19 protein-coding genes and 1 pseudogene are annotated in these 22,782 nt (G+C 69.5%); 10 read left to right on the top strand and 10 right to left on the bottom strand.

The features are described from left to right. Positions 1–11 precede the first annotated feature (11 nt). Both KHF85_RS11330 and KHF85_RS11325 read right to left on the bottom strand, forming a co-directional pair. Positions 12–1,287, bottom strand: a pseudogene (locus KHF85_RS11330) (efflux RND transporter periplasmic adaptor subunit). Beyond that, positions 1,284–1,943 (bottom strand): TetR/AcrR family transcriptional regulator, encoded by a 660-nt coding sequence (locus KHF85_RS11325; RefSeq protein WP_284566756.1) that lies wholly within the window; start codon positions 1,941–1,943, stop codon positions 1,284–1,286. Before KHF85_RS11325 ends, KHF85_RS11330 begins: the two are co-directional and overlap by 4 nt. A gap of 254 nt (positions 1,944–2,197) precedes the next feature. Between KHF85_RS11325 and KHF85_RS11320 the strand changes: the two genes are divergently transcribed. The 4 genes from KHF85_RS11320 (at position 2,198) to KHF85_RS11305 (ending at position 10,240) form a co-directional block, all read left to right on the top strand. Then, positions 2,198–7,282: an NAD-glutamate dehydrogenase gene (locus KHF85_RS11320; protein ID WP_284566755.1), complete on the top strand. Its 5,085-nt coding sequence runs from the start codon at positions 2,198–2,200 to the stop codon at positions 7,280–7,282. A 256-nt stretch (positions 7,283–7,538) separates the two neighbouring features. After that, positions 7,539–8,309 carry an NAD kinase gene (locus tag KHF85_RS11315; protein ID WP_284569533.1) on the top strand — a complete coding sequence of 257 codons (771 nt, stop codon included), beginning with the start codon at positions 7,539–7,541 and terminating at the stop codon, positions 8,307–8,309. A 150-nt stretch (positions 8,310–8,459) separates the two neighbouring features. After that, complete coding sequence (locus KHF85_RS11310) at positions 8,460–9,425, top strand: 5'-nucleotidase (RefSeq protein ID WP_064540144.1); 966 nt, start codon at positions 8,460–8,462, stop codon at positions 9,423–9,425. Next, a complete protein-coding gene (locus tag KHF85_RS11305; protein ID WP_284566754.1) occupies positions 9,422–10,240 on the top strand; it encodes a spermine/spermidine synthase domain-containing protein in 819 nt (272 codons plus the stop codon). The genes KHF85_RS11310 and KHF85_RS11305 overlap by 4 nt, the downstream gene beginning before the upstream one ends. Before the next feature lie 361 nt (positions 10,241–10,601). On the opposite strand, the gene KHF85_RS11300 is transcribed toward KHF85_RS11305, so the two are convergent. From KHF85_RS11300 to can, 8 genes are all read right to left on the bottom strand, one after another. After that, positions 10,602–11,138: a DUF2939 domain-containing protein gene (locus KHF85_RS11300; protein WP_284566753.1), complete on the bottom strand. Its 537-nt coding sequence runs from the start codon at positions 11,136–11,138 to the stop codon at positions 10,602–10,604. Between the two features lie 111 nt (positions 11,139–11,249). Further along, positions 11,250–11,936, bottom strand: a complete 687-nt coding sequence (locus KHF85_RS11295) for a DUF2461 domain-containing protein (protein ID WP_284566752.1) — start codon at positions 11,934–11,936, stop codon at positions 11,250–11,252. Continuing rightward, on the bottom strand, positions 11,933–13,372 hold the full coding sequence (gene sbcB / locus KHF85_RS11290; protein ID WP_284566751.1) for an exodeoxyribonuclease I: 1,440 nt from the start codon (positions 13,370–13,372) through the stop codon (positions 11,933–11,935). The genes KHF85_RS11295 and sbcB overlap by 4 nt, the downstream gene beginning before the upstream one ends. Positions 13,373–13,503: 131 nt before the next feature. Then, positions 13,504–14,868, bottom strand: coding sequence for an FAD-dependent oxidoreductase (locus KHF85_RS11285; protein ID WP_284566750.1), 1,365 nt, complete (start codon positions 14,866–14,868; stop codon positions 13,504–13,506). Positions 14,869–14,917: 49 nt separating this feature from the next. Then, positions 14,918–16,189, bottom strand: a complete 1,272-nt coding sequence (gene kynU, locus KHF85_RS11280; protein ID WP_284566749.1) for a kynureninase — start codon at positions 16,187–16,189, stop codon at positions 14,918–14,920. A 30-nt stretch (positions 16,190–16,219) separates the two neighbouring features. Continuing rightward, a complete protein-coding gene (locus KHF85_RS11275) occupies positions 16,220–18,355 on the bottom strand; it encodes an FUSC family protein (protein WP_284569532.1) in 2,136 nt (711 codons plus the stop codon). Between the two features lie 32 nt (positions 18,356–18,387). Beyond that, on the bottom strand, positions 18,388–18,912 hold the full coding sequence (locus KHF85_RS11270) for a 3-hydroxyanthranilate 3,4-dioxygenase (protein WP_284566748.1): 525 nt from the start codon (positions 18,910–18,912) through the stop codon (positions 18,388–18,390). 45 nt (positions 18,913–18,957) lie between these two features. Beyond that, positions 18,958–19,620: a carbonate dehydratase gene (can, locus tag KHF85_RS11265; protein ID WP_009603029.1), complete on the bottom strand. Its 663-nt coding sequence runs from the start codon at positions 19,618–19,620 to the stop codon at positions 18,958–18,960. Between the two features lie 286 nt (positions 19,621–19,906). Between can and KHF85_RS11260 the strand changes: the two genes are divergently transcribed. From KHF85_RS11260 to KHF85_RS11235, 6 genes are all read left to right on the top strand, one after another. Continuing rightward, positions 19,907–20,446, top strand: a complete 540-nt coding sequence (locus tag KHF85_RS11260; protein ID WP_284566747.1) for a glycoside hydrolase family 108 protein — start codon at positions 19,907–19,909, stop codon at positions 20,444–20,446. A 121-nt stretch (positions 20,447–20,567) separates the two neighbouring features. Continuing rightward, the gene (locus KHF85_RS11255) at positions 20,568–21,161 is read left to right on the top strand and encodes a DUF2589 domain-containing protein (RefSeq protein WP_237650752.1); all 594 of its coding nucleotides are present in this window, start codon (positions 20,568–20,570) and stop codon (positions 21,159–21,161) included. Between the two features lie 12 nt (positions 21,162–21,173). Beyond that, on the top strand, positions 21,174–21,803 hold the full coding sequence (locus tag KHF85_RS11250; protein ID WP_003471825.1) for a DUF2589 domain-containing protein: 630 nt from the start codon (positions 21,174–21,176) through the stop codon (positions 21,801–21,803). Between the two features lie 39 nt (positions 21,804–21,842). After that, positions 21,843–22,103, top strand: a complete 261-nt coding sequence (locus KHF85_RS11245; RefSeq protein WP_003473726.1) for a hypothetical protein — start codon at positions 21,843–21,845, stop codon at positions 22,101–22,103. After that, positions 22,103–22,561, top strand: a complete 459-nt coding sequence (locus KHF85_RS11240) for a hypothetical protein (RefSeq protein ID WP_284566746.1) — start codon at positions 22,103–22,105, stop codon at positions 22,559–22,561. Before KHF85_RS11245 ends, KHF85_RS11240 begins: the two co-directional genes overlap by 1 nt. Then, positions 22,554–22,748, top strand: coding sequence for a hypothetical protein (locus tag KHF85_RS11235; RefSeq protein WP_284566745.1), 195 nt, complete (start codon positions 22,554–22,556; stop codon positions 22,746–22,748). The genes KHF85_RS11240 and KHF85_RS11235 overlap by 8 nt, the downstream gene beginning before the upstream one ends. Positions 22,749–22,782 lie beyond the last annotated feature (34 nt).

The raw sequence follows: 22,782 nt of genomic DNA, 5'->3' as shown, positions 1-22,782 counted from the left end.
GCGGGGGTCCGTTACTGCTGCTCGGGCTTGGAATCGGCCGCAGCGGCCGGCGTGTCGCCGCTCGCTGCGCCCTGCGGTTGGCCGGCGGCCTTGTCCTGCGATGCGGCGGCAGCGGGCGCCTGGCCCTGCGGCGCGGCGCCGCCCGCGGCCTGGCCGGGCGTCCGGGGTCCACGGCGTGGCCTTGGCCGGCGCGCCTTCCTTGGCCTTCTGCAGGCCGGAGACGATGATCTGGTCGCCGGCGGCCAGGCCGGAGCCGACGATCCACTTGCCCTCCTGCTGGCCGACCGTGACCACGTCCTTGCGCAGCACCTTGCCGTCCTTGCCGACCACCAGCGCGTAGGCGCCTTTGGCATCGCGCTGGATCGCCTGCTGCGGGATCAGGTAGGCGTTGTTGCGCTGGCCCAGGTTGGCGGCGAAGCTGACGAACGCGCCGGGCAGCAGCACCCGGTCCGGATTGGGCAGCAGGGCGCGCAGGGTCACCGAGCCGGTGCTCGGATCCACCGCGGTGTCGGAGAAGTCCAGCGTGCCGGACTGCGCATAGACGCTGCCGTCGCCGAGCTTGACCTGCACGGTCGACTTGCCCGCGTCGTTGAGCGCCACGTTGCCCTGGATCTGCGCCTGGCGCAGCTGCGCCAGTTCGTCCGAACTCATCGAGAAGTTCACGTACAGCGGATCGAGCTGGTCGATCGTGGTCAGCAGCGTGGTGTCGCCCTGGCCGACCAGCGCGCCTTCGGTGACCTGCTGCTTACCGGCGCGGCCGGCGATCGGCGCGGTGACGGTGGCGTAGCCCAGGTTGATGCGCGCGCTTTCCACCGCGGCGCGCGCCTGCTGCACCGACGCGGCCGAGGTGCGCTCGGTGGCTTCGGCGCTGTCCAGATCGGACTTGGAGACATAGGACTGGGGCGCCAGGCTGCGCGCGCGCGAGGCGGCGACCTTGGCGTTGGCGTAGGTCGCCTCGGCCGCGGCCAGCTGGCCCTGCGCCGAGGCCAGCGAGGCGCGCAGCGGCGCCGGGTCGATCTGGAACAGCGGCTGGCCTTCCTTCACGTCGGTGCCTTCGGTGTACAGGCGCTTCTCCAGCACCCCGGCCACGCGGGCGCGCACGTCGGCGCTGCGGTAAGCGGACAGGCGCCCGACCATGTCGCGCTGCAGCGGCAGCGTCTGCGGCTTGGCTTCCAGCACGCCCACCTCCGGCGGCGGCATGGCCTGCGGTTCCTCTTGTTTCTTGCAGGACGCCAACACCACCACGACGGCGCAGGCCAGGGCGAGAGAACGCAACGGGGAGGTCATCGGGTGGTACTCCGGTCTGGTGTCGAAAACGAAAGGGAAGAGGAAGAAGGCGCGGCGAACGCGCGCAGGAAACCGTCGACGGCGAATTCGGCCCAGGCGCGCTGCGCGGCGGCGTCGCTGCGATGCGCGGTATGGAAGCGCTGGCGCTCGAAATCCATGCCGACGATCATGCTCAGCAGCAGTTCGGCCATGCAGTGCGGATCGTCATGGCGCAGCTGGCCGGCGGCCACCGCCAACTGCAGGCGCTCGCTCAGGCGCTGCATCAGCGCCTGCGCGCTGTCGCGGAACAGCGCGCGCACCTGCTCGGGGAAATGCCGCGATTCGGCCGCGATCAGCTGGCAACTCTGAAGCACGCGCGGCTCGGACAGTTGTTCCAGGTGCTCGCGGGCGAAACGCAGCAGGCTGCCGCGCAGTTCGCCCTGCGCCGGACCCAGATGGGTGGCGCTCAGTTCGGTATGGTCCTGGATCACCCGCTGCAGCAGGTCCTGCTTGCTGCGGTAGCGGCTGTACAGGGTCTGCTTGGAGCAACCGGCGCGGGCGGCCACCGCATCCATGCTCAGGCGCATGCCCGCTTCGGCCAACAGTTCGCGCACAGCGGTATACACGCGCTGGTCGCGCGCCTGGGACAGGCGGGGCGGGGTTGGGGAGGCGACCATAGAATGTGGACTATACCGTCCAGTTTAGAATTAGAACAGCCTTGACAGCAGTGCGCCGATCGCGACAAGCCGCGACATCGGCGACGCTGTGCTGGAACAAGTGATAGCGGTGTGACGGTGGCGCTGGCGCGACCTTGCCCGATATGGCGTGTGGTTTCGCTCCCCATCCCGGTTTGCGCCATGCAGCAAGGGAGTTGCACGCGCCACCGGTACAATTCCGGCTTTCCCATCGAGCATCGTTGTTGCTCCCCGTCATGAAACCCAAATCAGACGCCTCCCGTTCCAGCACGTCCTCGGCCGGATCCTCCAGCAAGTCCGCGTCCAAGCCCGCTCCCAAGTCTGCCAAGGCCGCGAAGGCCGCGCCGGTCGCCGGCAAGCGCGCCGTGCCGCGCGCGGCCGCCACTGCGCGGGCGAGCGATGCCACGCCGGCCGCGGCCGCTGGCGACTTCAGCCTGGAGCCGGTGTACGCAGCGCTGCGCCAGCGCTATCCGAGCGGCCGCCAGGCCGAGGCGCAGCTGTTCGCTGAGCAGTTCTACAAGCGTATGGAGGAGGACGAGTTCCCCCACCACAGCGTGCAGGAGTGGGCGGCGCTGGCGGCGTCGATGCTGGAATTCGCGCGCAAGCGCAAGCCGGGCACGGTCAACGTGCGGGTGTTCAATCCAAGCGTGAAGGAAGACGGCTGGGAGTCCTCGCGCACGGTGCTGCAGATCGTCAACGACGACATGCCGTTCCTGGTCGATTCGGTGAGCATGGCGCTGTCGGAGCTGGGCATCGGCGTGCACGTGCTAGGCCACCCGGTGCTGCGCATGAGCCGCGACAAGGCCGGCAAGCTGGAGACGGTCGGCGAGGGCAAGCCGGAATCGCTGATGCTGCTGGAGATCGACCGGCAGCCGCCGGAGGACATGCCGCGGGTCGATGCGGCGATCCAGCGCATCCTCGGCGAGGTGCGCAACATCGTGCGCGACTGGAGCGGCATGCGCGAGAAGATGCTGACCCTGGCCGACGACCTGACCACGCGGCGCCTGCCGGTGGACGACAAGGGCCGGCGCGAGGCGCAGGAATTCCTGCGCTGGGCCGCGGCCGATCATTTCACCTTCTTCGGCTACCGCGAGTACCGGGTCGAAAAGCAGGGCGGCGAAGACGTGCTGGCGCCGCTGGAGGATACCGGCCTGGGCCTGCTGCGCGGCCACGACAAGTCGCCGGCGCGGCCGGTGCGCACGCTGGCCGCGCAGGGCCTCAGCGAATCCGGCGTCAAGGAAGCGCTGATCCTGACCAAGACCAATGCGCGCTCGCAGGTGCACCGCAGCGGCTACATGGACTACATCGGCGTGCTGGAATTCGACGCCAAGAGCCGCATCGTCGCCGAGCAGCGCTTCCTCGGCCTGTTCACCTCCAGCGCCTACAACCGCCGGCCGTGGGAGATACCGCTGGTGCGCGAGCGCTACGACTACGTGATGCGCAGTTCCGGGCTGACCCCGAGCAGCCATAGCGGCAAGGCGCTGCGCCATATCCTGGAGACGCTGCCGCGCGAGGAACTGTTCCAGTCCAACGAGGAAGAGCTGTACCGCACCGCGATGGGCATCCTCGGCCTGCAGGAGCGGGTGCGCAGCCGCCTGTTCCTGCGCCGCGACAAGTACGGCCGCTTCATTTCCGCGCTGGTCTACATTCCGCGCGAGCGCTTCAACACCGACGTGCGCCTGCGCATCGAGGCCTTGCTGAAGGACGCGTTGCACGGCGAATACATCGATTCCAGCGTGGTGCTGGGCGAATCGCCGTTGGCGCAGCTGCACCTGATCGTGCGACCCAAGCTCGGCGAGGCGCTGGAATTCGACACCACCGAACTGGAAGCGCGCCTGGCGCACCTGCTGCGCAACTGGCAGGACGATCTGCGCGAAGCGCTGGTCGCCAGCCGTGGCGAGCGCGACGGCCTGCGCCTGTCGTCCAGCTACGGCCGCGCGCTGCCGGCCGGCTACATCGAGGAATCGACCGCGCAGATCGCCGCGCGCGACGTCGAGCGCCTGGCCGCGCTGCGCGGTCCCGACGACCTGCACCTGAGCCTGCAGGCGCTGCCCCGCGACGGCGCCGACAGCCTGCGCCTGAAGCTCTACCGCCAGCGCGACGACCTGCCGCTGTCGGACGTGCTGCCGATGATGGAGAACCTGGGCCTACGGGTGATCTCCGAACGCCCGTACCGGCTCACCGTGGACGGCACACTGCTGTACATCCAGGATTTCGAAGTGGAGCCGCTGGCCGGCAGCCTCGACGTCGCACGCGCCGACGCGCCGCTGTGCGAGGCGTTCGTGCGCATCTGGCGCGGTGATGCCGAGAACGACGGCTTCAACCGCCTGATCGTCGGTGCCGGGCTGAGCTGGCGCCAGGTGGCGATCCTGCGCGGCTACTACAAGTACCTGCTGCAGACCGGCGTGCCGTTCTCGCAGGCCTACGTCGAAGAGACTTGCAGCCGCTATCCGCTGCTGGCACGGCTGCTGGTGGAACTGTTCGAGGCGCGCTTCGATCCGGCCACCGGCAACGAGAGCAAGGCGCAGATCGCCGACGGCCAGGCTGCGCTGGCGACGCAGCTGACCCTGCTGGCCGGCGGCGACGAAGGCGCGCTGAAAGCGTTGCAACCGGCGATCGACGCACGCCGTGGCGGCCGCGATGCGCAACTGGAAGCGATCAACGCCGCGCTGCTGAGGCTGTTCGACCAGGTCGCCAGCCTCGACGAGGACCGCATCCTGCGCAGCTTCAAGGGCGTGATCGAAGCGACCCTGCGCACCAGCTACTACCAGACCGGCAAGGACGGCCAGCCGGGCCATTGCATCAGCTTCAAGCTCGATTCGGCCAAGGTGCCGGACCTGCCCAAGCCGCGCCCGTACCGCGAGATCTTCGTGTACGGCCCGCGCGTGGAAGGCGTGCACCTGCGCTTCGGCGCGGTGGCGCGCGGCGGCCTGCGCTGGTCGGACCGGCGCGAGGATTTCCGCACCGAGGTGCTGGGCCTGGTCAAGGCACAGATGGTCAAGAACACGGTGATCGTGCCGGTGGGCGCCAAGGGCGGCTTCTTCTGCAAGCGCGCGCCCGCCGGCGGCGACCGCGACGCGGTGCTGGCCGAGGGCATCGCCTGCTACAAGCTGTTCATCCAGGGCCTGCTCGACATCACCGACAACATCGTCGGCGGCAGGATCGTGGCGCCGCCGCAGGTGGTGCGCCACGACCAGGACGATCCGTACCTGGTGGTCGCCGCCGACAAGGGCACGGCCACCTTCTCCGACATCGCCAACGGGCTGGCGATCGACCACGGCTTCTGGCTCGGCGACGCGTTCGCCTCCGGCGGCTCGGTCGGCTACGACCACAAGGGCATGGGCATCACCGCGCGCGGCGCCTGGGAGTCGGTCAAGCGCCATTTCCGCGCGCTGGGCCGCGACTGCCAGCGCGAGGACTTCAGCGTGGTCGGCATCGGTGACATGTCCGGCGACGTGTTCGGCAACGGCATGCTGCTGTCCAGGCACATCCGCCTGCTGGCCGCGTTCGACCATCGCCACATCTTCCTGGATCCCACGCCTGATCCGGCCGCCTCGTTCGCCGAGCGCGAGCGCCTGTTCAAGCTGCCGCGCTCCAGCTGGGCGGACTACGACGCCAAGCTGATCAGCGCCGGCGGCGGCATCTACCCGCGCACGCTGAAGTCGATCGAGATCAGCGCACCGGTGCGCGAGGCGCTGGGCCTGGCGCCGGGCGTCAAGCAGCTCTCGCCCAACGAGCTGATGCACGCCATCCTCAAGGCGCCCGTCGACCTGTTCTGGAACGGTGGCATCGGCACCTACGTCAAGGCGGCCAGCGAGACCCATGGCGATGTGGGCGACCGCGCCAACAACGGCCTGCGCGTCAACGGCGGCGAGTTGCGCTGCAAGGTGGTAGGCGAGGGCGGCAACCTGGGCCTGACCCAGCTCGGCCGCATCGAGGCCGCGCAGGTCGGGGTGTTGCTCAACACCGACTTCATCGACAACTCGGCCGGCGTGGACACCTCCGACCACGAGGTCAACATCAAGATCCTGCTCAACGACGTGGTGCAGGCCAGGAAGCTGAGCGTGGCGGCGCGCAACACGCTGCTGGCGTCGATGACCGACGAGGTCGCCGAGCTGGTGCTGTGGGACAACATCCGCCAGAACCAGGCGCTGAGCCTGATGGAGCGGATGAGCGTCAAGCGTCTGGGCTCCAAGCAGCACTTCATCCGTACCCTGGAAGCGCAGGGCCTGCTCGACCGGCAGATCGAATACCTGCCCTCGGATGCGGAGATCTCCGCGCGCAAGGCCCGCGGCCAGGGTCTGACCCGGCCGGAGCTGGCGGTGCTGCTGTCCTACTCCAAGCTGGTCGCGTTCCAGCAGCTGCTGGAATCGGACATCCCCGAGGATCCGTACCTGTCCAAGGAGCTGCAGCGCTACTTCCCGCAGCCGCTGCAGAAGAAGTACGCCGATGCGATGGAGCGGCACCGGCTGAAGCGCGAGATCATCGCCACCGCGGTGACCAACGCCACCATCAACCGCATGGGGTCGACCTTCCTGATGCGCATGCAGGAAGACACCGGACGCAGCATCGGCGAGGTCGCCAAGGCGTATACGATCAGCCGCGAGACGCTGGACGCGCGCGCGCTGTGGACGCAGATCGACGCGCTGGACGGGCAGGTGCCCGAGTCGGTGCAGATCGATGCGCTGGAAGTGATCTGGAAGCTGCAGCGCGCGTTCGTGCGCTGGCTGCTGTTCCGCCCCGGTCCGATGCCCGGCATCACCGCGGCGGTGGAGCGCTACCACGAGCCGTTCAACGACATCCGCGTCGCCTCCGGCGTGCTGTCGGACTCGCAGCGCCCGCTGTACGAGGCGCTGGTGCAGGAATGGCAGGACAAGGGCCTGCCGCCGGCGCTGGCGCAGCAGCTGTCGGAACTGCGCTTTCTGGAGCCGGCGTTCGACATCATCGAGATGGCGCGCACCCGCAAGCTCAAGCCGGTGGAGGTGTCGAAGGTGCACTTCCGCCTCGGCGAGGCCTTGCAGCTGCCGTGGATCTTCGAGCAGATCGACGCGCTTGAGGTCAACGGCCGCTGGCATGCGGTAGCCCGTGGCGTGCTGCGCGACGAACTGGCCAAGCACCACAGTGCGCTGGCCGGGCAGGCGTTGGCGCTGCCGGGCGGCAACGCCGAGGCCAAGGTGCAGCAATGGTTGCAGCGCGACGACAGCAGCCTGCGCTTCACCTTGAACCTGCTGCAGGAACTGTCGGCGCAGAAGGCGCTGGACTACCCGACCGTGTCGGTGGCGGTGCAGCGTCTGGGCCAACTGGCGGCGCACGGCGTTTGACGACACACTGGGTTGTACCCTGGGATCAGGCCCGCTTTGCGGGCCTGATCCAAAAGTTTGCACAGCAAACTTTTGGTGCCGCCCGGCCACTTCGCCTATCCCCCGCGGCTGTCGCCGCGCCCCCCTTAACAGAAGGGGGCTTTGCTCCAGAAGCATTGCGTGAGCCGGGTTTTCTCGGCTCGCGCTTGTCCGTGTGGACGCGAAGCGCGCGGGTAACGGTGCGCCGGGTATGATCGGGGCCATGAATGCTTCCGTCCTGCCGTCTTCTCCCCGTATCTGCTTTCTTGCCAGCACCGCGCCGCCTGCGGTGCAGGCGCGCGATCAGTTGATCGCGCGCTATGGCGACTGCGCGCCGGCCGAGGCCGACGTGCTGTGCGCGCTTGGCGGCGACGGCTTCATGCTGCAGACGCTGCACCGCCACGGCAGCCTGGGCAAGCCGGTGTTCGGCATGAAGCTGGGCTCGGTCGGTTTCCTGATGAACCAGTACCGCGACGACGACCTCGGCGTGCGCCTGGCGCAGGCCGAGCCGGCCAAGCTGCGGCCGCTGGAGATGCTGGCGCAGACCGAATCCGGCACCACCACCGGTTCGCTCGCCTACAACGAAGTGTCGCTGCTGCGGCAGACCCGCCAGGCCGCGCACGTCAGCATCGACCTCAACGGCCAGACCCGGGTCGACGAACTGATCTGCGACGGGGTGATGGTGGCCACGCCGGCCGGCAGCACCGCCTACAACTCCTCGGCGCACGGCCCGATTCTGCCGCTGGGTTCGCACACGCTGGCGCTGACCCCGATCGCCCCGTACCGGCCGCGGCGCTGGCGCGGCGCGATCCTCAAGGCCGACACCGAAGTGCGCCTGCGCGTGCTCGACCCCTACAAGCGCCCGGTCAGCGTCACCGCCGACTCGCACGAAACCCGCGACGTGGTCGAAGTCACCATCCGCGAATCGCGCGACCGCCTGGTCACCCTGCTGTTCGATCCGGAGCACAATCTGGAAGAGCGGATCTTGAGTGAGCAGTTCATGGTGTGAAGCCGGGACTCGGGACTGGGGACTCGGGACTCGGGACTCGATAAGAGCAACTGCTGCTTCGCGTGCTTCGATCGCATGGCCGGTGCCGGCTAAACTTCCGTTATGGGACGCTTTTCGAGTCCCGAGTCCCGAGTCCCGAGTCCCCCAAAAATGTCCGACAACGCCCCCCGCCTGCTCACCGTCGCGATCACCTCGCGTGCCCTGTTCGATCTGGAAGAGGGCCATGCCCTGTTCGAGAAGGAAGGGGTGGAGGCGTACAGCGCCTACCAGCGCGAGCGCGAGGACGATGTGCTGGCGCCGGGCGTGGCGTTTCCGGTGGTGCGCAAGCTGCTGGCGCTGAACCAGGGCACGCCGCCGGAGACGCCACCGGTGGAGGTGATCCTGCTGTCGCGCAATTCCGCCGACACCGGGCTGCGCATCTTCAATTCGATCCAGCACTACGGGCTGGGCATCGTCCGCGCCACCTTCACTTCCGGCGAGGCCACCTGGCCCTACGTCAAGCCGTTCGGCACCGATCTGTTCCTGTCGGCCAATCCGGAGTCGGTGCGGCGCGCGCTGAGCCACGGCATCGCCGCGGCGACGATCCTGCCCAAGCCGGCGGGCGAACATGCGCAGGAGGCGGCCGCGGCGGCCGGGGCGATCGATTCCGAGCGCCTGTCCACGCAGCTGCGCATCGCCTTCGATGGCGATGCGGTGATCTTCGGCGACGAGGGCGAGCGTTTGTCGCGCGAGCAGGGCGTGGAAGCGTTCGGCCGCTACGAGCGCGAGAACGCGCGCGAGCCGCTGACCGGCGGGCCGTTCCGCAATTTCCTGTCCGCGCTGCATGCGCTGCAGTCCGCGTTCCCGGCCGGCGAGGCCTCGCCGATCCGCACCGCGCTGGTCACCGCGCGTTCGGCGCCGGCGCACGAGCGGGTGATCCGCACGCTGCGCGAGTGGGGCGTGCGCCTGGACGAGGCGCTGTTCCTCGGCGGCCGCCACAAAGGGCCGTTCCTGCAGGCGTTCGGCGCCGACATCTTCTTCGACGATTCGCAGCACAACATCGACAGCGCCGCACGCGAGCGCGTGGCCGCCGGGCACGTGCCGCACGGTGTGGCCAACCTCATCGCCAAGCCGTGAGCGCGGCCTCCGGCGGCAACCGCGGCGCAGGCGGTCGCTGGGCCACGCTGCGCCAGCTGCTGCGGCCGGACCGCGCGCAGACGCAGGCGCTGCCCCCGGGGCGGCCCTATCTGGAACGCGGCTGGCGCTACACCAGCCTGCAGTTCAAGGGCGAGGTGACCCAGAGCCGGATGCTCACCTGGTGGCCGCACCTGCTGGAGGTGGGCTATACCCGCAGCATGCTCGGTGCGCTGCTGCTGCGGCCGGAGCCGCGCTGCATCGGCATCGTCGGCCTGGGTGGCGGTTCGCAGGCCAAGTTCTGTTACCGGCACTTGCCGCAGGCGCGGATCGAGGCGATCGAGGCCGATGCCGATGTGCTGGCGCTGCGCGACGCTTTCCACATCCCGGCCGACGATGCGCGCTTCCAGGCGCTGCACGGCGACGGCGCGCAGCTGCTGCCGCAGCGCCGCGGCCGCTACGATCTGCTGCTGCTCGATGCCTACGATGCCGAGGGCATCCCCGCGGTGATGCGCACGCGCGGGTTCTACGATGCGTGCCACGCCGCGCTGACGCTCGGCGGCGTGCTGGCGGTGAACCTGTACGCCACCGACACGCGCCAGCATGTGGCGCACTTTCGCAAGATCTTCGGCGGCCGCGTGCTGCGCATGGACGAGCCGGAACTGGACAACCACATCGTGTTCGCCTGGACCGGCGGGCTGCCGGCGCTGGATGCGCGCGCCGTGCTGGCGCGCCTGCCGTGGTCCGCGCGCTGGCAGCTGCGGCCCACGTTTCAGCGCCTGCAGCGGGCGCTCGAAACGACCGCCTGGCGCCGCTGAGCGGCGTGTTGCTTCGCTGCGACGTGCCGCCCGTCACTGTGGGAGCGGCTTCAGCCGCGACGGGCGGAGGCGGATACCCTCTTGGTTTCGGTGCCTTGTTGGCGCGGATGCATCGAGCAGTCGGGACTGAAGTCACTCCCACAGTGCAGCCAGCTGGCTTGCCGCAAGCCCTTGTGGGAGCGACTTCAGTCGTGACGAGTGGAGTTGGAAGCCGCTATGGTTTTGGCAATCTGTGGGGGTGGGTTGAAGCCTGCACCTCACCGATTCGGTCGCAAGCTTCCTGTAGCGACTCTGGGTGGCCTCGGGCCATCAGTCGCGACTGATGTTTCTTCCGGCGCCGATGTCGCGGCTGAAGCCGCTCCTACAACGGCAGCAGGATGTTGCTGAGCTTCCAGCGCAGCCCGTCGCGGGTGAACACGCACGGCACTGCGGTGCCGTCGGCGGTGTGGAGGGTGGCGACGAAGCGCGAGGTGGATTCGAAGCGGTGTTCGGCCTGCCGCAAGGGTTGCGGCGGACGCGGCGCGGCGTAGGTGTCGCCGCCCACGGTGTCGCCGCTGGCGCGTTTCCATAGTGCATCGCCCTGCAGCAGCGCGCCGATCCCGGCTGGGGTGACCATCGCATCCACGCCGATACCGCTGACGCTGCCGGCCAGCGACAGCAGCGCGCCGCCGAACAGGCCGGACTGCAGGTCCGGCCCGGCGCGGCGCAGCACCGCATCGTCCACCTGCGCCTTCAGGTTGACCCGCAGGGTGGGGAAGTCGACGTAGCGCTCCAGCGCCGCCGCATCGCGCTGCTGCAGCGCCTGGCTGATGCCGCGGATCGCCAGATAGGGCCCGGCGACGACATAGCCGCCGAGCGCGAGCAGGGCGAGGAACAGCAATGCCAGCCATTTCTTCATGGTGTGCCTCGTTGGGGCGCGAGCTTTTGTAGGAGCGGCTTCAGCCGCGACGGGCGTTACCGAGAGTGCCTGTCGCGGCTGAAGCCGCTCCTACAGAAAGCACGGCCATCTCTAGAATTCCAGATCCAGCGCCGCGCACAGGTAGTCCACGAACGGGGCCAGCGTCTGCAGGTCGGCTGCCACCAGTGCGCGCAGTTTCGGCCCGGTCATGGTGGCGTCGTCGAGCTGGCGCCAGAACACCCAGTTCTTGTGCTTGAGGTCGTCGATGAATTCGAACTCGGCGGGGAAGCCGCGCGGCGGCCGCACCAGCATTTCCGTGGCCTCGAAATCGAAGCGGCGGCGCAGCTTGGGCGCGTGCGCGGCGGCTTTCCAGCTGCCAGGGTTGTCGAAGATGAACTGGCGCACCTTGCGCTGCGTGTCCGCTTCCGGATGCCACAGGCCGGCGCCCACGAAGCTCTCGCCCGGCTGCAGGTGAATGTAGAACGACGGCGCCGGCGCCTGCTTGCGCCGCTCATGGAACAGGCGCGCGCCCTGCCAGGTCTTGTACGGCGATTTGTCGTGGGAGAAGCGCGCGTCGCGATGGATGCGGAACAGCGAGCCGCCGACCCCGCGCGGGTCGGAGCGGAAATGCTCGCTGACCTGGGCCAGGTCCGGCTGCAGGTCGGTGATCAGGCGCAGGAACGGCTGGCGCACGTGTTCTTCGTACTTGTGCCGGTTGTCGTTGAACCAGGCCTTGTCGTTGTGCCGCGCCAGGGCACGCAGGAACTTGAAGCTGGCGTCGCTGAAATAAGAGGTCATAGGGTGCGTTGCAGGTCCTGGCCCCAAGCGGCCAGCTGGTCGAGCAGAGCCTGCTTGGTAGCATCGTCGGGGTGAGCCAAGCGTAAATCGGCGAGCTGCGCGTAGTAGCCGTCGAAGCCCAGTTCGGACAGGCAGCTGTCGCCGTGCAGGCGTTGGCGCCGGTAGTCGTCCCAGCGGCCCTGCTCGGCGATCGACAGCGTCTGCGGCCAGTTGCGCGCGCGATAGCGGAACAGCAGTTCGGGCAGGCGCGGATCGCGGAAGCCGTGTTCGAGCGGCGCCAGCTGCGCCGGCGGGGTGGCGCGGACCTGCGCCATCGCGCGCTTGTCGGCGTCGGCCAGGAAACCGTCGTACAGCGAGGCATCGACATCGGCCGGGGCCGACGCGCGTTCGTTGCCGAACACGCGGCGCACCTTCTCGGCCAGCGCCGGCCCTGCCTCGCGCAGGCGCGCGGCCTTGGCCAGGATCTGCGCCGGGTCGATCTGCAGGCGGGCGAAGTCCGGTTCGCGCAGATGCGACCAGGCGACCAGCGCCGGCGCCTTGTTCAGGTGCACTTCCTTCAACGGGATGCGCTGTTCGCCCTCGGGCAGGTCGGCCTGCGGGGTGTACAAGCGGTCGGCGATCTGTTCCGGGGTGTAGCGCAGCAGCGGCTCGATGTCGCCTTCCAGGTCGAACACCAGCACCCGGCTGTCGATGCGCGGATGCCGCGCCAGCGGCAGCACCGGCGCCGCGCACAGGCGTGCGGCCGGATAGCGCATCGACACATGCAGCACTGGCTGCATCGCCACCACGTCGAGCAGGCCGCCGCAGAAGCGCTTGTCGCGCAGTTTCAGTGCGTAGTCCCACAGCCGCGGCTGCTGTTCGCGGAACAGCCGCGCCATGCCGATGGTGGCGTGGACGTCGGACAGCGCCTCGTGCGCGTCGCCGTCGCGCACGCCGTTGGCCAGCGCCAGCTGCTCCAGCTTGAACGAGGTGGCGCCGTCCTCGCGTTGCGGCCAGACGATGCCGTCCGGGCGCAGCGCGTGCATCAGCCGCAGCATGTCCAGCAGGTCCCAGCGCGAATTGCCGCCGCGCCACTCGCGCTCGTACGGATCGTGGAAATTGCGGAACAGGCCGTGGCGCACGAATTCGTCGTCGAAGCGCAGCGAGTTGTAGCCCAGCGTGCAGGTCTGCGGCCGCGCCATCTGCTCGGCGATGCGCGCGAACGCGTCGGCCTCGTTGATGCCGTCGCGCAAGGCCTGTTGCGGGGCGATGCCGGTGATCAGGGTGGCGATCGGCGAGGGCAGCAGGTCGTCGGCCGGCTGCACGAAGAAACTGATCGGTTCCTCGACCGGGTGCAGCGCCGCATCGGTGCGCAGCGCCGCGAACTGGGCGATGCGTGTGCGCCGCGGATCGGCGCCGAAGGTTTCCAGGTCGTAGAACAGAAAGCTGTCGGGCATGGTCGGACCAGAGCGGTGTGGGGGAGTGCGTGTGGGCTCGCTTTTTGTAGGAGCGGCTTCAGCCGCGACCAGCGCTACGGGTGATGCCGGTCGCGGCTGAAGCCGCTCCTACAGGGTAAGGCAGGATCGGCTCAATGCGCGCCGTCCAGCGGCGCCAGGCGCGCGTGCACGATCCGCTGCAGCCAGGCCCAGTCGATCCGCGACAGATCGCTGTGGCCTTGCGTGGCCTGCACCAGGATGTCGCGCTGGATCTCGCTGCGTTGCAGCGCCAGCGCATACGGCGTGCGCAGGAAGGTGACCATGGTGTAGTGCGGCACGAAGCGGGTCGGATGGCGCTCCTGCAGCGCCTGCTCCAGTTCGCGCTGCAGCAGGAAGCCGGCATCGCCGACGCGGTCGCGCATCTCGATGTAGTTCTCCAGCGCCATCTGCTGGATCGCGCTGGCGTTGGGTTTGCGCTCGGCCTCGAATGCGGCGTAGGCGCGGCCCAGGTCCGGCTCGCGCTGCAGGTGCGCGGCCAGGGCCACGCAATCCTCGAACGCGCAGTTCATGCCCTGGCCGTGGAACGGCACCATCGCGTGCGCGGCGTCGCCGAGCAGCACCGCGCGTCCGTCCAGGTGCCAGCGTTCCAGGCGCAGCGTGCCGAGCAGGCCCGGCGGGTGCTGTTCCCAGTGTTCGGCCAGTTGCGGCATCAGCGGCAGCGCATCGGCGAAGTCGCGTTGGAACAAGGCCAGGGCTTCCGCGCCGCTGCGGGTGGTGGCGAAACTGGGCTCGCCTTCGTTCGGCAGGAACAGGGTGACGGTGAAGGTGCCTTCGTCGTTGGGCAGGGCGATGCACATGTAGTGCCCGCGCGGCCAGATGTGCAGCGCGTTGGCTTCGATGCGGAAGCTGCCGTCGGCGTTGGGCGGGATCTCCAGTTCCTTGTACGAATGGTCCAGGAACTCGGTGTGCTCGGCCATCGGCGCCTTGCGCTGCATCGCCGCGCGCAGCGCCGAGCCGGCGCCGTCGGCGCCGATCATGCTGCGGAAGCGGATGTCGTGCGGCTGGTCGTCGCGGTCGTCGATGAAGCGCGCGTAGCCGGCGTCGAAGTCCACCGTGTGCAGGCGCCGGTAGAAGTGGATCTGCGCGCCGGCCTGCTCGGCCAGCTGCAGCAGGGTGATGTTGAGGTCGTTGCGGTGCACCGACCAGATCACTTCGCTGTCGTCGCGGCCATAGCGTTGCAACTGCTGGCGGCCGTCGGCGAAGTGCACCATGCGCCCGCGCATCATCACCGCCTTGGCCATCACCGCGGCATCGGCGCCGGCCTGGCGCAGCGCGTGCAGGCCGCGCTCGGCCAGGGCCAGGTTGATCGAGCGGCCGCGCTCGTAGTCCTGGATGCGCGGGTCGCCGCGGCGCTCGTAGACGGTGACGCGCCAGCCCTGGCGCGAGAGCAGGATGGCGAGCAGGGAGCCGGCCAGGCCGGCGCCGATCAGGGTGATGCTGCGGGGGGAGGCGCTCAAGGAAACTTCCGGCAAGACGCGCGGCCGCGGCCGCGCAGAAGGGGGCGGCTCAGACGCCGGCCCAGGTTTCCACTTCTTCGACGAAGCGGTAGACGTCGCAATAGCGGTTGTACAGCGGCACCGGGCTGATCCGGATCACGTCCGGCTCGCGCCAGTCGCCGAGCACGCCGACCGACTGCAGGTACTCGAACAGCGCACGGCCGCGCTCGCGCCCGCCGATCACGCGCAGCGACAGCTGGCAGCCGCGCTGCGCCGGGTCGGCCGGGGTGAGGATCTGCAAGGTCGCGGCCAGGCGCGCGCGGATCAGCGTCTCCAGGTAGCCGGTGAGCTGCAGCGACTTGCGCCGCAGCGCCGGCAGCCCGGCGCGTTCGAACAGCTCCAGCGAGGCGCGCAGCGGCGCCATGCTCAGGATCGGCGGATTGCTCAGCTGCCAGCCGTCGGCGCCGGGCGCGGCGACGAACTCCTGCCGCATCTGGAAGCGGGTGCGCTTGTCGTGGCCCCACCAGCCGGCGAAGCGCGGCGTGTCGCCGTGGCCGTGGCGTTCGTGCACGAAGGCGCCGGCGACCGCGCCGGGGCCGGCGTTGAGGTACTTGTAGTGGCACCACACCGCGAAGTCGGGCGCGCTGTCGTGCAGGCTCAACGGGATGTTGCCGACCGCATGCGCCAGATCGAAGCCGACCGCGGCGCCGGCCGCGCGCGCCAGCCGCGCCACCGCGTCCAGGTCGAAGGCCTGGCCGGTGCGGTACTGCACGCCCGGCCATAGCACCAGCGCCAGGCGCGGGCCGTGTTCGGCGATGGCGCGTTCGATCGCGGCCAGCGATACGAGGCCGTCGATGCCGTCGGGCTGCACTTCGATCAGCTCGGTGGCCGGATCGAAGCCGTGGAAGCGGATCTGCGAGGCCAGCGCATGCTGGTCGGACGGGAACGCGCCGGCCTCGGTCAGGATCGCCGGGCGCTCGCGGGTGGGGCGGTAGAAGCTGACCATCAGCAGGTGCAGGTTCACTGTCAGCGTGTTCATCGCCACCACTTCGTGCGGCAGCGCGCCGACCAGCTGGGCCAGCGGCGCGGCCAGCAGTTCGTGGTAGGTCATCCACTGCGTGTCGCCGCTGAAGTGGCCTTCCACCGCCAGCGCCGCCCATTTGTCCAGCACCTCCTGCACCGCGGCGCGCGCGCCGCGCGGCTGCAGGCCGAGCGAGTTGCCGACGAGGTAGGCCTGGTCGGCGCCCTGGTGCTGCGGGAACAGGAATTCGCGGCGCAGCTCGCGCAGCGGGTCGGCGGCGTCGAGCGCGGTGGCGTGGTGGCGGGTCAGGATCTCGTTCATCGGCAGCGGGCAGCGGGGCGAGGGTACAGTCTACCGGTCGCGCTGCGGCGCTTCGTCGGCGGCCGTGGCGGCGGCCGGCAGCATGGCGCCGCGCAGCAGGTGGGTGAGGGTGCCGACGCTGTCGGCGACCCGGTCGCTGGTATCGGCCAGCGCGGCCAGTGCGGAGCCGTCGCCGGCCTCCTGCAGGTGTGCGGCCAGCGCCTCGGCCAGGCGCCGTTCGTCGTGGCGCAAGGTCGCCTGCGCCGGCGCGGTGCCGCTGCGCAGGCTGTCGGCCAGCTGCGTCAGCGCCGCATGCGCCTGCTGCCGGAACTGCTCCAGTTCCGGCAGCGGCGGCAGCGACGGGCTGTCGCGCAACACCGCCTCCAGCGCCAGCGAGGCGCGGAGCAGGCGGTTGCCGTTGGCCAGGACCGATTCGGCCAGGGTCAGTTCGCGCAGATTGCGCTTGCGCCGCGGCTCGCCGCGCAGGCGCTCGATCGAGGCCTGCACGTTGGTGCGCGCGGTGCGGGAGGCGGCACGGGTCTCCGGCAGCGCCTGCAGGTGGCCTTCGAGCAGCGCGGCGAGATGGTCGCGATAGGCCAGCAGCAGCTGCGCCAGGGTGGCGCGGATATGCCGGCGTTCCCAGGTCGGCCACAGTGCGTAGGCGACCAACGCCAGCGCGCTGCCGAGCACGGTGGCCTGGATGCGCTCGCCGATCGCCTCGCCCGGGGCCATGCCCTCGAACGACAGCAGCAACACCAGCATGCCGGTCAGCGAGGCCACGCCGAGGCCGTAGTTGACCTGGGTCAGCAGGCGGAAGCCCAGGCAGAACACGGTCAGCAACAACAGCCGCAGCACCGCGCCGTCCATGCTGAAGTGGGCCAGCACGGTGGCCAGCAGCAGCCCGGCAAAGGTGCCGGCCACGCGCAACGCGCCGAAGCTGAGGGTGCCGCCGAAGTCCGGCTTGAGCACGATCGCGGTGGTCATCGGGATCCAGTAGCCGTGCGGGATCGCCTGCCAGCGTGCCAACAGCACCGCCAGGCTCAGGCACACGCCGCAGCGCAAGGCATGCCGGAACGCGACCGAGCAGAAGCCGAGGTTGGCGCGCAGGGTCTGCAGCGGTGCCAACGGCCGCAGCGCCGCCGGCAACCTGGCCTCGGCCAGTTCGGCCTGGATTTCGCCGCGGCTGCTGGCCCAGTGGCCGTTGCGCACCAGCGCGCGCAGCTGCCCGCCCAGGCTCTGCACGCGGGCCACGGCGATACGCAGCAGGCGCCGTTCGCGGGTGTCCTCGGCCTGTGCCTGGGCCTGCGCCAGCGCCTCGGCCAGATCGTCGAAGCCAGTCATCGAGGCCTCCGCCGCGGCTGGGTCTTCGGCGTTGTCCAGCGCGTAGGCGAGCTGGTCCAGCACCACCGCGCTGCGTTCCAGCACGCGCTCGATCGGAAGCCGCGCGGGCGACACCTCGTCCAGGCGCCCATGCAGGTCGGTCAGGGTCAGCAGCTCCAGCCGCGCGCGTTCGCACAGCTCGGCGATGATCCGGAACGACTGCACCGCCAGCCCACGCGAACGATGCTCGCCGTGCAGCATCACCATCGCCTCGAGCACCGCCTCGGTGGCCGGCGGCGCCAGCGTCGCGCTCGGCCGCTGGCGGGCGATGCCGGCCAGCTGGCGCATCAGCTCGGCCAGTGCGAACCGTTCCGGGCGGTAGCGCTGCAGCGGCCAGGCGGCCAGCGCCATCAGCATCTGCAGCACGCCGCCGGCGAAGATCAGCGCGGCCACGCCGACGCTCTGCGCCGCCGGCAGGCGCACGTCGGCGCTGACCACCAGCAGGATCATGCTGGTCAGCCCGACCCGCGCCGCGACCGGGCCCAGCGCCACCAGCAGGCCGCCGCCCAGCCCCAGCAGCAGCGCCGCCAGTACCAGCGCCGCGGTATGCGCGCCGATCAGCATGCCCAGCAGCGCCGCGCCGCCGGCGGCCAGCGCCGCCATCAGCATGCGTTGCATGCGCGCACGGTACGGCCCCGGCTGGTCGGAGAACATGGTGTTCAGCGCGCCGGTGGCCATCGCCAGGCCGAGTTCGGCGTGGCCGCCGGCCACGCCCACGGCGAGCGGGGCGACCACCGCAAAGGTGTTGCGCAGGGCCACGCGCAGCGGAACGTCGCGCGGCTTCAGCGCGATCAGGCCATGCAGCAGCGCGGACCCGCCACGGCGGTCGGCGAGGGCGCTCACGGCGCGGTGGCGGGCGCCGGCAGCGGGTGCACCTGTCCGCACTGGTTGCAGGTGCGCAACGCCTCGGAGGCGTAGAAGCGCGCGAATACCGGCGGGAAATCGGTCTCGATGTTGCGCAGCGGGAAGTAGTCTGCGTACAGCAGGTGATTGCAGCGTTCGCAATACCACTGCAGGCCGTCGTTCTCGTGCGGCAGGCGCCGGCGTTCGATCACCAGACCCACCGAATCGGGCCCGCGCTGCGGCGAATGCGGCACCTTCGGCGGCAGCAGGAAGGTCTCGCCGGCGCGGATCGGGATCTCGCGCACCGCGCCGCCTTCCTGGATCTTCAGCAGCATCTCGCCTTCGAGCTGGTAGAACCACTCCGGGCCTTCGTCGTAGTGGAAGTCCGCGCGTGCGTTCGGCCCGCCGACCACCATCACGATGAAGTCGCCGGCATAGATGCACTTGTTGCCCACCGGCGGTTTCAGCAGGTGCCGGTGGTCTTCGATCCAGGCGTGCAGGTTCAGCGGGGCGGGCAGCATGCGGTGGTCCTTGGTCAGTCGCGGCGGCGCGGGTGCCGCGCCGGATCAGCGATCCTCGCGATCCTGACAGATCCGCGCCAGTGCGGCATCGTAGCGCGGCGCCAGGTCCTCGATGCGCTCCAGTTCCAGGCCCAGGTCGTGCACCCGGCCGTCGCGCAGGCTGTAGACCCAGCCGTGCACGGTCAGTTCCTGGCCGGCGGCCCAGGCGTCGCGCACGATCGAGGTGCGGCTGACGTTGACCACCTGCTCGAGCACGTTGAGTTCGCATAGCCGCGCGTGCTGCAAGGTCAGGTCGCCGGCCTGCTGCAGGCAGTCGTCGTGCTTTTCGGCCACGTCGGTGACGTGACGGATCCAGTTGTCGACCAGGCCCAGGCGCGCGCGGGTCAGTCCGGCATGCACGCCGCCGCAGCCGTAGTGGCCGACCACCAGGATGTGCCGCACCTTCAGCACTTCCACCGCGAACTGGATCACCGACAGGCAGTTGAGGTCGGTATGCACGACCACGTTGGCGATGTTGCGGTGGACGAACACCTCGCCCGGCGCCATGTCGATGATCTGGTTGGCCGGCACCCGCGAATCGGAGCAGCCGATCCACAGGTATTCCGGGGTCTGCTGCTTGGACAGGCGGCCGAAGAAGTCCGGATCCTCGCGATTGATTCGCTCGGACCAGGCGCGGTTGTTGTGCAGTAGCTGATCGATTTTGCTCATAGCCGCGCATTATTCCAGAAGCCGGCGCGCGGATGCAGCCGCCATCGCGGCGCCGGGCGCGCCGGTTCATCGGCCAGCGCGGCGGGCGCCGGCACACACGCCTGCGTATGGCGGCGCAGCGCGCAGCCGGCGCGCGGGCGACGCCGCGCTGACAGGGTGCGCCGGCAGGGCGCGCAGGCTCAGTGTCTGCGCGCCGCCGTATCGGGTTTTTGCCGATCCCGCCGCCTGCGCCCGCTCGCCACACTTCCTCCAAGCCCGCTGACGGGCGCACTCCCGGAGGATCGCAATGGCCGACTTCAATGCGTTTTTTCCCACCTTGCTCAAGCACGAGGGCGGCTTCGTCAACGATCCGGTGGATCCGGGCGGCGCCACCAACAAGGGCATCACCCTGGCCACCTTCCGCCTCTACGCCAAGTCGCTGCTGCAACTGGAACCCAGCCTGGACAACCTGCGCGCGCTCAGCGACGCCCAGGCCGCGATGATCTACAAGGCCTGCTACTGGAATGCGGTGCACGGCGACGAGATCGCGCTGCAGCCGCTGGCCGAGATCCTGTTCGACTTCCAGGTCAATGCCGGCAGCAACGCGACCAAGCTGCTGCAGCGCGTGCTCAACGACCAGAAGCCGACGCTGCAGTTGCCCGCGGACGGCAAGTTCGGCGCGGCCACCCTGGCGGCGCTGCAGGCGGCCGACCAGCGCAACCTGTATACGCGCTACAAGCAGGGCCGCCGCGACTACTACCGGCGCCTGGTCGATGCCAAGCCCGCGCTCGGCAAGTTCCTCAAGGGCTGGCTGGCCAGGGTCGACGCGTTTCCCGATCTGAACTGAGCGTGCGGCGCCGCGCCGCCGTCCGCGCATCCCGCTGCCGGCGCGGCGGGTGCGCCAGCGCGCTGCGCGACACAGATCCGCTGCCGTCGCCGACGGCAGCCCCCTTTCTCCAGGAGCGAACATGGCTGGGCAGACCGCATTGAATGACCTGATCGAAGCGTTGGCCGGTGCGGTGATCGAGGCGCAGGACCGCATCGAACAGCACCAGATGGCCAACCTCGGCGATTACTTCGACGAGTTCCACCGGCCCAAGAGCGTGATCATCCGCCTGCCGTCGCAGCATCCGCAGGCCGGCGAGGACGACGAGGACTACTACCGCGCGCCGCTGCTGCCGCTGGTCTCGACCAATGTGCTGCGGATCAAGGACGTGGAGATCAGCTTCGACGCGCAGCTCGGCGACATGGGCGGGTTGCAGTCCAGCGAAGGCTTCTACGCGCCGCCGCCGTCGGCAACCGACCCCGCCGCGGCGCAAGGCGCCTGGCGCTCCAAGCGCAGCGCGGCCAAGTCCAGCGTGCGCGTGGACACCAGCGCCAGCGCGAAGAGCCAGCGCCACAGTGCCGTCCACGTGGTGTTGCGCGTGGAAGGGACCGAACCAACTGACGGAGCGGCCAGGCTGATGAATCACCTGGCGCAGACGCAGGGCGTGTTCAAGACGGTCATGGCCGACAAGCCGACCGCCGCGGGCACGGACGATGTCACCAATCCACCTACCTAAGGAGTTACTGCAATGCCTGACGAACTCGTAAACATCTCCAGTCAGTTCAAGGGTCTGCCGATGGCCGACCTGATCGGCGGTCCGCTGGATGCGGCCTGCGACGCGCAGGTCAAGCTGGCCCGCGCCACCGCCGATTTCATCCGCGTGATCGGTTTCATGCCGCCGGACGCCGGCAGCACCGATCCGCAAGCCCTCGGCGCCACCCGCACCGCGAGCTTCCGCTTCAAGCGGCCGGTCGACGACCCGACCACCGCCGGCGGCATCGCCGAAGAAGAAGTGGAGCTGGAAGTGCCGTTGCTGGCGATCGTCAATGTGCCCAGCCTGAGCATCCGCACCGTGGACGTCACCTTCGACATGGAAGTGAAGTCGTCCTTTTCCGAGAAGTCCTCCACCGACGCCTCGGCCTCGCTGTCGGCCGACATGGAATTCGGCTGGGGCATGTTCAAGGCCAAGGTGCACATCCAGGGCTCGGTGGCCACGCACAAGGAGAACACCCGAAGCTCCGACAACGCGGCCAAGTACCACGTCTCGGTGCACGCCGAGGACCGGGGCATGCCGGAAGGCCTGGCGAGGGTGATGGACATCCTGCAGAGCTCGGTGGCGCCGCGCAAGGTCGGCGCGCCGGTACCGGTTGCCGCGTAAGGCACTAGTTGGACCATCTCGTCGGGGGACTCGTCAACGATGTTCGACCTCACTGAAGTCAAGTTCGTCAAGCGGGTCGTGGTCGGCAGCGACAACCCGACGCAGATGCAAACGCCCGAGCAGATCGAAGCGGCCCGGGCCTTGCTCAACCGCTGCCTGAGCGATACGCCGAAGGGCGCGATCATCGGCACCGAAAAGAATTTCGCCGTGCTCCAGGTCGGCGAGCACCAGGTGGTGATGCAGTGGCTGTGCTACCACGTGGGATTCCCGCGCAGGCCCGCCTGGCTGAAGGACGAATGATGCGCGCGCTGCGCTGCGAGTTCGATCTGTTGCTGCAGGGCCTGTCGGCGGCGTTGCTGGATGCGCAACAGCGCTGCCGTGCCCGCCACCAACAGGTGTTGCGGGCCTGCTTCGGCGGCGAGGCCACGCTGCCGCTGGCAGCGGCCACGGACGACGCGCCGTCGCTGCAGATCCCGTTGTGGGAGCTGCGCGCCTGGCAAACCCCGCAGATCGGGCACCTGACGCTGGCCTTCGAGGTCGAGCTGGATGTGCTGGACATGCCCGACGAAGCGCCGCGCCTGCTGTTGCAGGTGCTGCCGCGCAAACCGCGGCGACCCGGCCACCGCCTGCAGATCGTGTTCGAGGGCACGCACGCGCCGCTGTGCGAAGTGCTGTTCGACGGGCAGCGGCTGAAACTCTGGAACCTGCAGCGACCGCCTGGCGCGCAGCAACCGCCCACGGAGCCAGACCATGCGTAGACACGGTTTTGTCCTGTCGCGGCGCGACACCGACCAATGGTGCCGGGAGCTGCGGATCGACCTGCTGTCGCTGGCCCGCGCGCAGCGCCGACGGCGGCACAGGCGCATCGCCTCGGCGCTGTTCGCGGTGCTGTTGGCATGCGCCGCGTTGCTGGCCATCGCCTATTTCTTCGCGCTGCCGTGGTGAGCGGCGGCCGCTGTCCCATCCATTCCCAACAGGA

The organism is Xanthomonas graminis pv. graminis, from assembly GCF_030168915.1.
GTDB classification, from domain to species: domain Bacteria; phylum Pseudomonadota; class Gammaproteobacteria; order Xanthomonadales; family Xanthomonadaceae; genus Xanthomonas_A; species Xanthomonas_A translucens.
The sequence above is the reverse complement of the archived record's forward strand: the minus strand, read 5'-3'. Positions and strand labels throughout refer to the sequence as shown.

What these genes read in the sequence shown, in the direction of transcription:
- KHF85_RS11310 (WP_064540144.1), top strand. Translation starts at nt 8,460, where the DNA reads ATGTCCGACAACGCCCCCCGCCTGCTCACCGTCGCGATCACCTCGCGT.
- sbcB (WP_284566751.1), bottom strand. Translation starts at nt 13,372, where the DNA reads ATGCCCGACAGCTTTCTGTTCTACGACCTGGAAACCTTCGGCGCCGAT.
- KHF85_RS11295 (WP_284566752.1), bottom strand. Translation starts at nt 11,936, where the DNA reads ATGACCTCTTATTTCAGCGACGCCAGCTTCAAGTTCCTGCGTGCCCTG.
- KHF85_RS11250 (WP_003471825.1), top strand. Translation starts at nt 21,174, where the DNA reads ATGCCTGACGAACTCGTAAACATCTCCAGTCAGTTCAAGGGTCTGCCG.
- KHF85_RS11240 (WP_284566746.1), top strand. Translation starts at nt 22,103, where the DNA reads ATGCGCGCGCTGCGCTGCGAGTTCGATCTGTTGCTGCAGGGCCTGTCG.
- KHF85_RS11245 (WP_003473726.1), top strand. Translation starts at nt 21,843, where the DNA reads ATGTTCGACCTCACTGAAGTCAAGTTCGTCAAGCGGGTCGTGGTCGGC.
- KHF85_RS11260 (WP_284566747.1), top strand. Translation starts at nt 19,907, where the DNA reads ATGGCCGACTTCAATGCGTTTTTTCCCACCTTGCTCAAGCACGAGGGC.
- KHF85_RS11270 (WP_284566748.1), bottom strand. Translation starts at nt 18,912, where the DNA reads ATGCTGCCCGCCCCGCTGAACCTGCACGCCTGGATCGAAGACCACCGG.
- KHF85_RS11320 (WP_284566755.1), top strand. Translation starts at nt 2,198, where the DNA reads ATGAAACCCAAATCAGACGCCTCCCGTTCCAGCACGTCCTCGGCCGGA.
- KHF85_RS11255 (WP_237650752.1), top strand. Translation starts at nt 20,568, where the DNA reads ATGGCTGGGCAGACCGCATTGAATGACCTGATCGAAGCGTTGGCCGGT.
- can (WP_009603029.1), bottom strand. Translation starts at nt 19,620, where the DNA reads ATGAGCAAAATCGATCAGCTACTGCACAACAACCGCGCCTGGTCCGAG.
- KHF85_RS11325 (WP_284566756.1), bottom strand. Translation starts at nt 1,943, where the DNA reads ATGGTCGCCTCCCCAACCCCGCCCCGCCTGTCCCAGGCGCGCGACCAG.
- kynU (WP_284566749.1), bottom strand. Translation starts at nt 16,189, where the DNA reads ATGAACGAGATCCTGACCCGCCACCACGCCACCGCGCTCGACGCCGCC.
- KHF85_RS11300 (WP_284566753.1), bottom strand. Translation starts at nt 11,138, where the DNA reads ATGAAGAAATGGCTGGCATTGCTGTTCCTCGCCCTGCTCGCGCTCGGC.
- KHF85_RS11235 (WP_284566745.1), top strand. Translation starts at nt 22,554, where the DNA reads ATGCGTAGACACGGTTTTGTCCTGTCGCGGCGCGACACCGACCAATGG.